This is a genomic window from Stenotrophomonas sp. YJH_SMC_122, from assembly GCF_059369535.1.
Genome location: NZ_JCAFST010000003.1, coordinates 177,039 through 190,288, shown reverse-complemented (window position 1 = coordinate 190,288; position 13,250 = coordinate 177,039). Strand labels below are relative to the sequence as shown.

Genomic DNA, 13,250 nt, shown 5'->3' with positions numbered 1-13,250 from the left:
ACGTGAATTCCGGGTCAGTTCCAGCCCGTCTTCTCACGCACCGTTAACGTCGTGGCCAACATCGCACCGTCTGCCCTGGTCACGCCGCCCCGGAGGACGGCGTTCGACAGCAGCCCACAGCCTGCCCGGTCGAAACCGAGCACACCAGAGGCAAGCGCGACAACCGTGGGCAGGAGTGGCCCGAGCCCCCCCTGCCCTGCCCGCCTCAGCGATCCTGGGCGGTAAAGGTGAAGTTGAGCGTGCGTGCGAACACCGACTCGAAGCCACGGTACGGCAGGGGCTGCGCGTTGAGCACGGCGGCCTCGATCGAACGCTTGCCGGCCTCGTCGTAGGGGCAGTTCGGGCTGACCTTGGCCTGCATCACCGTGCCACCCGGAATCTGGGTGATGGTGATCTGGCAGCGCTGGCCCAGTGGCACCGTATCCGGGCGCACCCACTGCGACAGGACCTTGGCCTGGATCGCCGCGGCGTACTTGGCCGAAAGATCATCGCTGTTGCCACCGCCACCGGCGGCCGGCTGGGACGCACCGCTGGCACCGGCGGCGGCACTGCCCGCGGCATTGCGCGCGGCGGCGACCTGGCGCAGCTTCTGCTCGGCCAGCTTGGCTTCCTTTTCGGCCTGCTCGCGGCGGGCACGGATCTCGGCGATCTTCTTCTGCTTCTCGGCCTCGGCCTTGTCCGCGGCCTGGCGCGCCTGATCGGCCAGCTTCTTCTTCGCGTCTTCTTCCTGCTGCTTGGCCAGGCGCAGCTTCTGCTCGGCCTCTTCCTGGCGCTTGCGTTCGGTCAGGTCGATCTGCTCCTGGCGGCGCTTGGCTTCCTGTTCCTGTTTCGCCTTCTCCTGCGAGATGGCCAGCGCGCTCACTGCTTCCTGGTCCTTGGTATCCGGCTGCGCGACGCGCTCCTGCGCCTGTTGCTGCTGCGGCGTGGGGGCGTCCTGTGGGCGCGGCTCGGGAATCGGCTGTGGCGGCGGAATGGTGTCTTCCGGCACCGGATCCGGCTCGGCCACCGGCGGCGGCAGGTCCTCCAGCTTTTCGGACTGGCGCAGGGCCTGGCGGGCGGCGGACGCCTCGGACGCGGACAGCGCCAGGCTGGCCTCCACCGACGGATCACCGGCGGCGGCGTCGGTGTTGCGCTCGGGTGACCAGAACCAGGCCACGATGAAGACCAGCGCGACCAGCAGGTGCACCAGCAACGCCAGCGCCAGGGGCAGGCCCCAGCCGGGTTCGCGCTGCTGTGGAGGTGGCAGGGCGTCAGCGTGCATCGGTGGCCAGGCCTACCTTGTCTACCTTGGCGCGCTTGATCACATCCATCGCGGCGATGACCTTTTCATAGGCCACGGCACGGTCGGCGGCGACGATCACGCGCACGCCCTTGTCCTGGGCGGCGATGCCTGCCAGGCGGCCTTCCAGTTCCTCGGCCGACACGGCGGTCGGTTCCTTGGCATCGGGCAGCTTCAGGCTCAGCTGGCCGTCCTGGCGCACCGAGACGATCACCGGGTCCTGCTTGCTTTCCAGCGCCTTGGCGTTGGATTGCGGCAGGTCGACGTCGAAGCTCAGGGTGAGCAGCGGCGCGGTGACCATGAAGATGATCAGCAGCACCAGCATGACGTCGATGTAGGGAACGACGTTGATTTCCGATTTCAGCTTGCGGCGCTTGCGGCGACCGATGGCAGCGGACATGGCTTGGACTCCCGGGTCAGGCGCTTACTCGTCGCCAGCGCTCTGGCGCTGCAGGATGGAGCTGAACTCTTCGGCAAAGGTCTCGAACCGCACCGACATGCGCTCCACGCGGGTGGTGAAGCGGTTGTAGGCCCACACCGCCGGGATCGCCACGAACAGGCCGATGGCGGTGGCGAACAGGGCTTCGGAGATGCCTGGCGCGACGGCGGCGATACCGGCCTGCGCACCGCTGCTGATCATGTCGTGCATGGTCACCATGATGCCGAACACGGTACCGACCAGGCCCACGTACGGGGCAGTCGAACCGATGTTGGCCAGCAGTTCCAGGTTGCGCTCAAGCTGGTCCACTTCGCGGGTGTAGGTGGTGCGCATGGCGCGCTGCGCGCCTTCCAGCTGCGCACGGCCATCCAGGCGGCGCTTGTCGCGCAGACGGGTGTACTCGCGGAAACCGGCTTCGAAGATGGCTTCCAGGCCGGTCACGCTGCGGCTGCGGTCGGTGGCGGCGCTGTACAGCTTGCCCAGGTCGGCGCCGGACCAGAAGCGGTTCTCGAACTCGTCGGCTTCGCGGGTGGCCTGCTTGAACACGCGGGCCTTGCGGAAAATGATCACCCAGCTGACGAACGAGCCGACCAGCAGCAGCAGCACGATGATCTTCACCGGCAGGCTGGCCTTGGCCATCAGTTCGAGGTAGTTGATGCCGCCGCCGGTGGTGGCCTGGGCAAGGGTCTGTGTCGCGGCGTTGCTGACGTCGGCCGGCAGTGCCTCGGTGACCGTGGCCTGCAGGGCCAGGAGCGTTGCGATCATCCGTTGTTCCTCAGTGTTCGGATTCGGGGTGGAGGTGGGGTTGCAGCATGGCAAGGACGGCCTCGTCCATGCCACGCGGGCGGAAACTGGCCGCTTCCAGTGCGGCGATGCGGACCCGGGCCGACAGCAGCAGCTCGCCGTCGCGCAGGATCTGCTGGTCGAAGACCATGCTGGCCTTCTTCAGCTGGACCAGGCGGGCGCTCACCTGCAGGGTGTCATCCAGCCGTGCCGGCTTGATGAAATCCATCTGCATCGAGCGCACCGCGAAGACCATCCCATGCTCGGCGCGCATGCGCTCCTGGCCGTAGCCGAGCGCACGCATCCATTCGGTCCGGGCCCGTTCCATGAAGGCCACATAGCGGGCGTGGTAGACCACGCCGCCTGCGTCGGTATCTTCCCAGTAAATGCGTGTCGGCCAACTGAATAGTGGCTCAACCGACATCGGGAACCTCCGCGAACAGGTCCTGCGGCGGGTTCTTCGGCTTCAGGCCCATGTGCCGGTAGGCCTTGTGGGTGGCCATGCGGCCGCGCGCGGTGCGCACCAGGAAGCCCTGCTGGATCAGGTACGGCTCGACCACGTCTTCCAGCGTGCCGCGCTCCTCGGACAGCGCCGCGGCCAGCGACTCGATCCCGACCGGGCCGCCATCGAAGTAGTCGACCAGGGTCTTGAGCAGGCGCCGGTCGAGCTCGTCGAAGCCTTCCGGATCAACCTTGAGCATCTTCATCGCGGCCTGCGCCACGGCCTCGTCGATGTGGCCGCCCGCCTTCACCTGCGCATAGTCGCGCACGCGGCGCAGCAGGCGGTTGGCGATACGCGGGGTGCCGCGCGCGCGGCGCGCGATCTCGCCGGCGCCATCGGCGGTGCAGTCGATGCCGAGGATGGTGGCCGAGCGGCGCACGATCCGGGTCAGCTCCTCGACGCTGTAGAACTCCAGCCGCTGGACGATGCCGAAGCGGTCGCGCAGCGGCGCGGTCAGCAGGCCGGCGCGGGTGGTGGCACCGATCAGGGTGAACGGCGGCAGGTCGATCTTGATCGAACGGGCCGCGGGGCCCTCACCGATCATGATGTCGATCTGGAAGTCTTCCATCGCCGGGTACAGCACTTCCTCGACCACCGGCGACAGGCGGTGGATCTCGTCCACGAACAGCACGTCGTGCGGCTGCAGGTTGGTCAGCAGCGCGGCGAGGTCGCCGGCCTTCTCGATCACCGGGCCGGAGGTCACCCGCAGGGCCACGCCCAGTTCGTTGGCGATGACGTGGCTGAGCGTGGTCTTGCCCAGGCCGGGCGGCCCGAAGATCAGCACGTGGTCGAGCGCGTCGCCGCGCCCCTTGGCCGCTTCGATGTAGATCTCCATCTGCTCGCGCACCGGGGCCTGGCCAAGATAGTCGGCCAGGCGCTTGGGGCGGATGCTGGCGTCGGCGGCGTCATCCTCGCGGGTGGCGCCGGCGCCGATGATGCGGTCGTCGGTCATACCGTGATTATGCGGTAAATGGTTGCATTCCGGGGCCGGAAGCACGGTAGTGCCGGCCGCTGGCCGGCAACCCCATGAACACCGGTGGTGCGGCGGAAGCCGGCCAGCGGCCGGCACTACCAGACCTCAGATCTCGACCTGGGCCCCGAGTTCGACCAGGCGGTTGCCGGGAATACGGAAGAAGCCCGTGGCCGGCGCGGCATTCCGGTGCATCAGCGCGAACAGCTTGTCGCGCCAGATCGGCATGCCGCGGTTGGCGGTGGCAACGATGGTTTCGCGGCTGGCGAAGAAGGTGGTGTCCATCGGGTCGAAGTAGATGCCACCGTGGTCACACGAGCGCATCAGCGCCAGCGGCACGTCCGGGGTTTCCATGAAGCCGAAGCGCACATAGACGCGGTAGAACTCGTCGCCCACCGATTCGATCTTCAGCCGCTGCCCTTCCATCGCATACGGGATCGGCAGGGTCTCCACGTGCAGGAACACGTTGCGTTCGTGCAGCACCTTGTTGTGCTTGAGGTTGTGCATCAGCGCATGCGGGGCGACGGTCGGGTCGGCGGTGAGGAACACTGCAGTGCCCGGCACGCGCACCGGCGGTGCCAGCATCAGCCCAGGCAGGAAGGTATCCAGGCGGATGCCGTCCTTGCGGATCTCATCGCGCAGCAGTTCGCGGCCACGGCGCCAGGTGCGCATCATGGTGAACAGGAAGATCCCCAGTACCACCGGGAACCAGGCGCCCTGCAGCAGCTTGGCACCGTTGGCGATGACGAAGCCGAGGTCGATGATGAAGAACACCACGCACAGCGGCAGCAGCCAGGCGCGCGCCTTCGGCCACAGCGAACGGGCCACCAGGGCCAGCAGCAGGGTGTCGATCAGCATGGTGGCCGACACCGAGATACCGTAGGCCACCGCCAGGTTGGACGAGCTGCGGAAGGCCAGCACCAGGCCGATCACCATCACCGCGATGCCCCAGTTGATGCCCGGGATGTAGATCTGGCCGATGGTGTCGTGCGAGGTGTGCTTGATGCGCATGCGCGGGATGTAGCCCAGCTGCATCGCCTGACGCGAGACCGAGAACGCACCGGTGATGACCGACTGCGAGGCAATCACCGCCGCCATGGTGGCCAGGATGATCATCGGGTACAGCGCCCACGGCGGCACCGCCTCGAAGAACGGGTTTTTCAGCGCCTCGGGGTGGTTGAGCACCAGTGCGCCCTGCCCCAGGTAGTTCAGCACCAGGCACGGCAGCACGAAGAAGTACCAGGCGTGTCGGATCGGCTTGGCACCGAAGTGGCCCATGTCGGCGTAAAGCGCCTCGCCACCGGTCACCGCCAGCACCACTGCGCCGAGGATGAAGATCCCATGCCAGCTGTGCTCCATGAAGAAGCGGATCGCCCACCACGGGTTGAATGCCTTGAGCACTTCCGGCGCATCGACGATGTTGTAGATGCCGATCGCCGCCAGCGAGATGAACCAGACCGACGTGATGGGGCCGAACGCCTTGCCGATCTTCTCGGTACCGAAGCGCTGCGCCGCAAACACCATCAACAGCACCACCACCGTGATCGGCACGATGAAGGCATGCAGGCCCGGCGCGGCCACCTCCAGGCCTTCCACCGCACCCAGCACCGATATCGCCGGGGTGATCACGCCGTCGCCGAAGAACAGCGAGGCACCGAAAATGCCGAGGATGCCGACCACGTAGGCCGAGCGCGAGCCGTTGCGCAGCGTGCGCTGGGTCAACGCCATCAGCGCCATGATGCCGCCCTCGCCGTCGTTGTCGGCGCGCATGATGATGGTCACGTACTTCAGCGTGACCACGATGTTCAGCGCCCAGAACGCCAGCGACAGCACGCCCAGCACGGTGTCGTGGTCACTGTTGAGCCCGTAGTGCGGCGAGAACGCCTCCTTCAGCGTGTACAGCGGGCTGGTACCGATATCGCCGAACACCACGCCGATCGCACCGATGATCAGCGCCATGCCTCCTGCTGGAGGGGCGTGACCGTGGCTGCCGGAGGCAGCTGCGTGCGGGGTTTGACTGCTGGACATGGGACTCCTGGCGATGCTCAGGCGGTTCGTTGAAGGAAAGGGACGCGGCTCAGCGCAGCGCCGACTGCAGCGCCTTGCGGATCACGGTGGCTACCTCGTCGCCTTCATTGAAGGCGTCGCGGGCCATGCGTGCCGCTTCGGCCGGCTTGTAGCCCAGCTGCTGCAGGGCCACGGTGGCATCGGACAGCGGGTCGGCCGGGGCTGGGCCGCTGCCGGTGGGCAGCGCGCCGCCGGCGCCGAACTGGGCGGCGCGGTCACGCAGTTCCAGCACCATGCGCTCGGCAGTCTTCTTGCCGATGCCGGGGATGCGGGTCAGCGCCGTGATGTCACCGGCCTGGACCATGCGCGCGAACTCCTCGACGGAAACGCCGGACAGCACCGCCAGCGCGATCTTCGCGCCGATGCCACTGACCTTCTGCACGTCGCGGAACAAGCGCCGCTCACCCTCGCGCAGGAAGCCGTACAGCGAAACGCTGTCTTCCTTCTGCGCGTAGTGGGTGTACAGCGTGACCTCGCGGCCGAGCTCGGGCAGGTCGTAGAAGGTGCTCATCGGCGCCTCCAGTTCGTAGCCCACCCCGTTCACGTCCACCACCAGCCACGGCGGCGCCTTGTAGGCGACGATGCCGCGCAGTCGACCGATCATTGCGTGCAGCTCCTCATTTGCGGCCCCACGCCTGGCGGGCACTGAGCCCCAGGCGGTTGGCCGTTGCCCGTACGTGGGCATGGGTGATCGCCACCGCCAACGCGTCGGCCGCGTCGGCCTGCAGCTTGGTTTTCAGGTTGAGCATGAGCCCGACCATGTGTTGAACCTGTTGCTTTTCGGCGCCACCACGGCCCACCACGGCGAGCTTGATCTCGCTGGCGGCGTATTCGTGCACCGGCAGGTCGCGCAGCACCACGGCCGAGATCGCCGCGCCCCGGGCCTGGCCCAGCTTCAGCGCCGAATCGGGATTGCGGGCCATGAACACCTTTTCAATGGCCACTTCCTGCGGCTGGTACTCGCGGCACAGGTCGGCCAGGCCCAGCACCAGCAGCTTCATGCGCTGCGGGAAGTCGTCGGCGCCCAGCAGCACCAGTGGCTGGTGGTGCACGTAGGTGACGCGGCCGGCGGCATCGACATCGATGATGCCGACCCCGGTCCGCTGCGAACCGGGGTCGATGCCGAGGATGCGGGTCATGCTGCACTCCTGGCGGGGCGGAACGGGATGCGCTGGCAGGCGAATGGGCTCATGACTGTCCGCGGTGACCGTTCAACGGCCCGCGCCCAGGCCGTCGAAGACGGCTCAGGCGTAGGCGTCGGCGCCGAGTTCGGCGTTGGAATACACGTCCTGCACGTCGTCCAGGTCTTCGAGCATGTCCAGCAGCTTCTTGACCTGCAGGGCGACGTCGCCTTCAACCTTGATGTCGTTGTCCGCGCGGAAGGTGATCTCGGCGTGGTCGGCGACATGGCCGGCGGCGGCCATCGCATCCTTCACCGCGTTGAACGCGTCAGGGCTGGTGACCACATCGATCGAGCCGTCATCGGGGTAGACCACGATGTCATCGGCACCGGCCTCAATGGCCGCTTCGGTGATGGCTTCCTCGTTGGCCCCTGCGGCGAAGCTGAGCACGCCCAGGCGCTTGAACATGAAGGCCACCGAGCCCTCGGTGCCCATGTTGCCACCGCACTTGCTGAACGCATGGCGGACATCGGCCACGGTGCGCACGCGATTGTCGGTCAGGCAGTCGACGATCACGGCCACGCCACCCGGCGCGTAGCCTTCGTAGCGGACTTCCTCGTAGTCGACGCCTTCCATCTCACCGGTCGCCTTCTTGATGGCACGCTCGATCACGTCCTTGGACATGTTCACGGCCAGGCCCTTGTCCACGGCCACGCGCAGGCGCGGATTGTTGTTGGGGTCGCCTCCACCGCCGCGCGCGGCAACGCCGATCTCGCGGATGATCTTGGTGAAAATCTTGCCGCGCTTCGCGTCGGACGCGTTCTTGCGGGCTTCGATGGAGGGGCCTCTACCCATGGGTGCTACCGTCTGGCTGCTTCAGGATCAAGGCGCGGATTCTACCTGATCGGGCGCTGCAACCGTGTCTAGGCCCGTATTGTTGTAGAGCCGAGCCAATGCCCGGCTCCATGGGCCCGACCGAATGCAGCCGAGCATGGGCCCGGCTCTACAGGGCGGCCCTGCCTCCCTGCCCCTAGGCCGCCGCCGCGTCGCGGCTGTGGTCGAACTTGCCATGACGCAGGAAATGCGCGGTCTGCCGCGCGGCGTCGGGCGACACCACCAGGCCGCTGTGGCTGGTGCGGACCACGCAATGGTCGGCCAGGCCCGGCAGCCGGGTCTCGGCCAGTGCCACGGTGCCATCGGAGGCATCGTCGATGGCACCCAGCAGGCTGCCCAGCCCATGCGGCACCGAGCCGGCGATCAGGCCAACCTCGGCCCTGCCCTGCCAGTCCGGCAGGCCATCGAGCAGCAGCTCGCTGCTGCGTCCCAGCGCCAGGCCCCAGCCGTGCTCGGACAACGAGCGTGCGGTACCACTGCCGCGCAGCGGCGACCCCAGGCAGACCACCCGCTGCACCGGCAGCTGCGGATTGCGCCGCAGCGCTTCCAGCGCCAGCAACCCTCCCAGGCTGTGGCCGACCAGCGACAACGGCCCGGCATCGGCCAGCCGCTCCAGCAGCTGGGGCACCGCCACGTCGGGACCACCGAACACCGAGGAGTAACCGAACGCATGCACCTGGAAACCACGCGCGCGCAGGCGCCAGGCCAGCGGCCCGACCCAGGCGCGGGCATTCCAGATGCCATGCAGCAGCAATACGGGGGGAGTCATGCAAACAGCCTGGCGGTCAGCGGGGCAGGAACGTGAGGTGATTGAACACGCGCGCGCAGCAAGCGGCGGTGAACGTCAGGCCGCGCGCGGTGCGCGGCGCAGGATGAATTCAAGATCGTTGGTATCGCCGACCGGGAACAGGTACTCGCCGGCCTTCTCGAAACCATAGCGGGCGTAGAAGCGTTGCGCGCCGAAGTTCTCCGACCACACGCCCAGCCACAGCGTGCGCGGGCCTTCGCGCTCCAGCCAGGCCAGCGCGGTTTCCAGCAGGCGGCTGCCCCAACCGCAGCTCTGCTGCGTCTTGATCAGGTACAGGCGCTTGAGTTCGCCATCACCGGGCTTCACATCCGGATGCGGCAGGCCACAGGGTCCGGCGGCGGCATGGCCGACCGCCTCCCCATCCAGTTCCAGCAGCCACACCGCGTAATCGGGGTGGGCCAGGATCACGCGCTGGCGCTCGACCGTGTAGGCCTCCTCCAGGAAGGCCTGCAGGTCCTGCGGCGGGTACAGATGGCCGAAGGTTTCGGTGAACGTGCGGGCGGCCAGCGCCGACAGGGTCGGCGCATCGTCCACAGTGGCGCGGCGGATCGAATACATGCAGGAAGTTGACGCCAGGGCGAAGCGGGGGTCAAGCCTTTTCAGGCGACTCCGCTTCTTCTTCCTCGTCCTCTTCCTCGTACTCCTCTTCGTCCTCGTCCTCTTCTTCCTCGCCTTCCTCGTCCTCGTCGTACTCTTCCTCTTCGTCGTCCTCGTAATCCTCGACGCCGAAGTCTTCACCGTCCCAACGGCCTTCGCCGTCGGCGACGAAGGTCAGGGCCATCGCCGCCGGGTTGGTACCGACGCGGACCAGCCAACCACCGAACACACGTGCACGCTCGGTGACCAGGTTGGCCTCGGAGCCTTCATTGCCCAGCTTTTCCCACTCCAGCGAAAACGCAAACTCGGTCATTGCCTGGATCTCCTGATCAGTTGGTCTTGGGGCGAACCTGGATGTGCACTTCGGCCAGCTGCGCGTCGACGATCGGCGACGGCGCGTCGGTCATCAGATCCTGTGCACCGGTGGTCTTCGGGAACGGGATGACGTCGCGGATCGATTCGGTGCCGGCCATCAGCGCGGCGATGCGGTCGATGCCGAAGGCGATGCCACCGTGCGGCGGCGCGCCGTAGTTCAGCGCGTCGAGCAGGAATCCGAACTTGGCGCGCGCCTCTTCGGCGCCGATGCCGAGCAGCTCGAACACTGCGCTCTGCATGTCCGGGCGGTGGATACGGATCGAACCGCCGCCGATTTCATTGCCGTTGAGCACCATATCGTAGCCGCGCGAAACGGCGGTACGGGCGTTGGCGCGCAGGTCGGCGATGTCATCCACGGCCGGTGCGGTGAAGGGGTGATGCAGGGCGACGTAGCGCTGTTCTTCCTCGTCCCATTCGAACATCGGGAAGTCGGTGACCCACAGCGGCGCCCAGCCGTCGGCGACCAGGCCGAAGTCCTTGCCGGCCTTCAGGCGCAGCGCGCCCATGAAGTCGGAGACCTTGTTGTAGCCACCGGCACCGAAGAACACGATGTCGCCGTTGCCGGCGCCAACATGGGCGACCAGCGCAGCGAAGGAGGCCTCGCTGAAGAACTTCTGGATCGGCGAGCTGACTTCGCCGTTGTCGGCGATCTTGATGTAGGCCAGGCCCTTGGCGCCGTACTTGGCAGCGTGCGCGGCGTACTCGTCGATCTGCTTGCGGCTCAGCGCTGCACCGCCCGGGATGCGCAGCGCGGCGACGCGGCCTTCGGCATCGTTGGCCGGGCCGGTGAACACTGCAAACTCGCTGTCCTTGACCAGTTCAGCCACGTCGACCAGCTCCAGCGCGATGCGCAGGTCCGGCTTGTCCGAACCGTAGCGACGCATCGCCTCGGCCCAGGTCATGCGCGGGAAGCTGGCATCCAGCTGGACGTCGACCACTTCCTTGAAGATGGCGCGGATCATGTCTTCGACGAAGTCCTGCACGTCGCGCTCGCGCACGAAGGCGAATTCCATGTCCAGCTGGGTGAACTCCAGCTGGCGGTCGGCACGCAGCGCTTCGTCGCGGAAGCAGCGCGCGATCTGGTAGTAACGGTCGAAGCCGGCCACCATCAGGATCTGCTTGAACAGCTGCGGGCTCTGCGGCAGGGCGTAGAACTCGCCCGGGTGCATGCGCGCCGGCACCAGGAAGTCGCGCGCGCCTTCCGGGGTGGCCTTGGTCAGGATCGGGGTCTCGATGTCCTGGAAGCCCTTCTCGTCCAGGTGGCGGCGCAGGGCCTGCACCAGCTTGATGCGCGTGCGCTGCATGCGCTGCATTTCCGGACGGCGCAGGTCCAGGTAGCGGTACTTCAGGCGGGTTTCCTCGCCCGGGTTCTCGTGGGCGTGGAACGGCAGCGGTGCAGCCTTGTTCAGCACGGTGATGGCGGTGGCGATCACTTCCACCTTGCCGGTGCGCATCTTGTCGTTCACCGCGTGGCGGGCGCGCACGATGCCCTCCACCTGCAGCACGTCCTCGTAGCCCAGCGAAGCCGCCACGGCGAACACTTCGGCGTTGTCGACCTCCACAGTCACCTGCACGATGCCTTCATGATCGCGGAGATCGATGAAGCAGACGCCGCCCTGGTTACGGGCCACGTCGGTCCAACCGGCGAGGGTGACAGTCTGGCCAATCAGGGTCTCGTCGACCAGGCCGCAGAAGTGGGTACGCATTGGGGGAAGCTCCGCTGGAGAACGCCGGCGCCGGATGGGGGCCGGAAAGCCTCGTATTCTGCGGCCGAGGCCCCGGCCGGGGCAAATCCGGCCAGTCACACCGGCTTGATCATCCCCCTCCCTATAGTCAGGCACCTGCCACCGTATGGGATGCCGCCATGAATCCGCTGTCCCTGGCCAGCCTGGCCGTGACCCTGAGCCTGGGCACCATCGCCACGCTCGCCCTGCCCTCTGCCCCGGCCGCCGCGCAAAGCGGGGTGATCCGTTGCGAGAGCCAGAACAACCGAGAACGCGTGTGCAATACAGGCTGGCGCAATGCGCAGCTGGTCCGCCAGCTGTCCGGCAGCGCCTGCGACGAGGGCCGCACCTGGGGCAGCCGCAATGGCAGCATCTGGGTCAGCAATGGCTGCCGCGCCGAATTCGTCGAAGCCCGTGGTGGCTGGGGCGGCGGCAACGGCGGTGGCTGGGGCGGCAACAACGGCCGCCCCGGCGAGACCATCCGCTGTGAGAGCCAGAACAATCGCGAACGCAGCTGCCCGGTCGGCTGGCGCAACGCCCGCCTGGTCCGCCAGCTGTCAGGCAGCCCCTGCGACGAAGGCCGTACCTGGGGGGTGCGCAATGGCGCGGTGTGGGTCAGCAACGGCTGCCGCGCCGAATTCGCCGAAGCTCGCGGATGGGGTGGCGGCGGGGGCGGTGGCTGGGGCGGCGGTAACAGCAACTACTCCATCACCTGCAGCAGCAACAACAACCGCACGCAGAACTGCGACTGGGATGAGCGCCAGGGCCGGCCGGTGCTGCAGCAGCAGCTGTCCGGCAGCGCCTGCCAGGAGGGCCGCAGCTGGGGCTACGCACGTGGCCAGGTGTGGGTGAGCAATGGTTGCCGGGCGCGCTTCGGTACGCGTTGAGTTGCGGGGGCGGATCCCTGGCCAGCGGCCGGGACTCTGACCCGACCAGGTCTCCCGCATCCACGCATGACGCGGATCTGCCGGGGGTCTTTCCGGGGTCGGAGCGCTCCACAGGAGGCATCCGACCCCGCGATCACGGTGCGGGCGCTTTGTCGTCGCCCCACGGCGGCGGCGGCAGATCGACCGGCTTGCTCAGGTCGAACTTCACGCGGAAGCGGCGGCCGTCCGGGCGGGCCAGCTCGTAGACGAAGGTCTGGTCCGGGTCGATCTCCATCGCCCAGGTGTTGTGCGTGGACGCAAGCATGTCGGCACGACGGAACATCGCCACCGAATCGGTGTCCGCCGGGAACTGCTGGCGCTCGGCGGTGCCCGGCGGCGTGCTGTCGCCCCCGTAAAGGGTGATCGCATCCGCGCTGCCATCCGGGTGGCGATGGTCGTGCTTCAGACGCAGGCCATTTCCGGTGCGGCTCAGCACCCAGGTGCGCGAGTGGTCATCCCCCACATGGAAGGGAATCCGCAGCTCGTGGGCAGGGTCGGCACAGCCGCGCACATGCATGACCAGGCGCTGGCCGGCGAACGGGTCCTTGCCGGTCGGCGCCGGCGTGTCCTCCACCACCCGGCCCTCATAGGCCTGGCCGCAATGCGCGGCGATGGCGGCCATGAAGGCATCGGCCGGTGCGGTCGCCAGATCATGGGCGACCGTATCGGAACGCTGCGAACAGGCAGCAAGGCTGAGCAGGAGGGTGGAAGCGGCAACAACGGCAGGCAGTCTCATGCCCCAACCCTAACGACCCCGGCCGATGC

At 67.5% G+C, this 13,250-nt stretch carries 15 protein-coding genes; 1 reads left to right on the top strand and 14 read right to left on the bottom strand.

Features of this window, described 5'->3' with window-relative positions; genetic code table 11:
• Positions 1–205: 205 nt before the first annotated feature.
• The 13 genes from tolA to aspS all read right to left on the bottom strand — a co-directional run bounded on the left by tolA (position 206) and on the right by aspS (position 11,541).
• Positions 206–1,261, bottom strand: a complete 1,056-nt coding sequence (gene tolA, locus AC5P66_RS06215) for a cell envelope integrity protein TolA (RefSeq protein ID WP_049413325.1) — start codon at positions 1,259–1,261, stop codon at positions 206–208.
• Complete coding sequence (gene tolR, locus AC5P66_RS06210) at positions 1,251–1,679, bottom strand: protein TolR (RefSeq protein WP_005410751.1); 429 nt, start codon at positions 1,677–1,679, stop codon at positions 1,251–1,253. Before tolR ends, tolA begins: the two co-directional genes overlap by 11 nt.
• 24 nt (positions 1,680–1,703) lie before the next feature.
• Positions 1,704–2,483 (bottom strand): protein TolQ, encoded by a 780-nt coding sequence (gene tolQ / locus AC5P66_RS06205; RefSeq protein ID WP_005410752.1) that lies wholly within the window; start codon positions 2,481–2,483, stop codon positions 1,704–1,706.
• Positions 2,484–2,493: 10 nt separating this feature from the next.
• Positions 2,494–2,925 carry a tol-pal system-associated acyl-CoA thioesterase gene (ybgC, locus tag AC5P66_RS06200; protein ID WP_049413323.1) on the bottom strand — a complete coding sequence of 144 codons (432 nt, stop codon included), beginning with the start codon at positions 2,923–2,925 and terminating at the stop codon, positions 2,494–2,496.
• Complete coding sequence (ruvB, locus tag AC5P66_RS06195; protein ID WP_005418515.1) at positions 2,915–3,955, bottom strand: Holliday junction branch migration DNA helicase RuvB; 1,041 nt, start codon at positions 3,953–3,955, stop codon at positions 2,915–2,917. The genes ybgC and ruvB overlap by 11 nt, the downstream gene beginning before the upstream one ends.
• Before the next feature lie 126 nt (positions 3,956–4,081).
• Complete coding sequence (locus AC5P66_RS06190; protein ID WP_414485319.1) at positions 4,082–5,932, bottom strand: potassium transporter Kup; 1,851 nt, start codon at positions 5,930–5,932, stop codon at positions 4,082–4,084.
• A 118-nt stretch (positions 5,933–6,050) separates the two neighbouring features.
• Positions 6,051–6,644, bottom strand: a complete 594-nt coding sequence (gene ruvA / locus AC5P66_RS06185) for a Holliday junction branch migration protein RuvA (RefSeq protein ID WP_005418517.1) — start codon at positions 6,642–6,644, stop codon at positions 6,051–6,053.
• A 13-nt stretch (positions 6,645–6,657) separates the two neighbouring features.
• Positions 6,658–7,179, bottom strand: a complete 522-nt coding sequence (gene ruvC / locus AC5P66_RS06180; RefSeq protein ID WP_005418518.1) for a crossover junction endodeoxyribonuclease RuvC — start codon at positions 7,177–7,179, stop codon at positions 6,658–6,660.
• 105 nt (positions 7,180–7,284) lie between these two features.
• Positions 7,285–8,016, bottom strand: a complete 732-nt coding sequence (locus tag AC5P66_RS06175) for a YebC/PmpR family DNA-binding transcriptional regulator (RefSeq protein WP_495216130.1) — start codon at positions 8,014–8,016, stop codon at positions 7,285–7,287.
• Between the two features lie 175 nt (positions 8,017–8,191).
• A complete protein-coding gene (locus AC5P66_RS06170; RefSeq protein WP_032954421.1) occupies positions 8,192–8,824 on the bottom strand; it encodes an esterase/lipase family protein in 633 nt (210 codons plus the stop codon).
• A gap of 75 nt (positions 8,825–8,899) precedes the next feature.
• The gene (locus AC5P66_RS06165) at positions 8,900–9,421 is read right to left on the bottom strand and encodes a GNAT family N-acetyltransferase (RefSeq protein WP_049415346.1); all 522 of its coding nucleotides are present in this window, start codon (positions 9,419–9,421) and stop codon (positions 8,900–8,902) included.
• 31 nt (positions 9,422–9,452) lie between these two features.
• The gene (locus AC5P66_RS06160) at positions 9,453–9,773 is read right to left on the bottom strand and encodes a hypothetical protein (protein WP_049441305.1); all 321 of its coding nucleotides are present in this window, start codon (positions 9,771–9,773) and stop codon (positions 9,453–9,455) included.
• A gap of 16 nt (positions 9,774–9,789) precedes the next feature.
• On the bottom strand, positions 9,790–11,541 hold the full coding sequence (gene aspS, locus AC5P66_RS06155; protein WP_099494993.1) for an aspartate--tRNA ligase: 1,752 nt from the start codon (positions 11,539–11,541) through the stop codon (positions 9,790–9,792).
• Between the two features lie 158 nt (positions 11,542–11,699).
• Here aspS and AC5P66_RS06150 point away from each other — a divergent pair, with 158 nt between their 5' ends.
• Complete coding sequence (locus AC5P66_RS06150; RefSeq protein ID WP_049415338.1) at positions 11,700–12,446, top strand: DUF3011 domain-containing protein; 747 nt, start codon at positions 11,700–11,702, stop codon at positions 12,444–12,446.
• A gap of 133 nt (positions 12,447–12,579) precedes the next feature.
• Here AC5P66_RS06150 and AC5P66_RS06145 read toward each other — a convergent pair whose 3' ends face one another.
• Positions 12,580–13,221, bottom strand: a complete 642-nt coding sequence (locus AC5P66_RS06145) for a hypothetical protein (protein WP_495216129.1) — start codon at positions 13,219–13,221, stop codon at positions 12,580–12,582.
• Between the last annotated feature and the right edge of the window lie 29 nt (positions 13,222–13,250).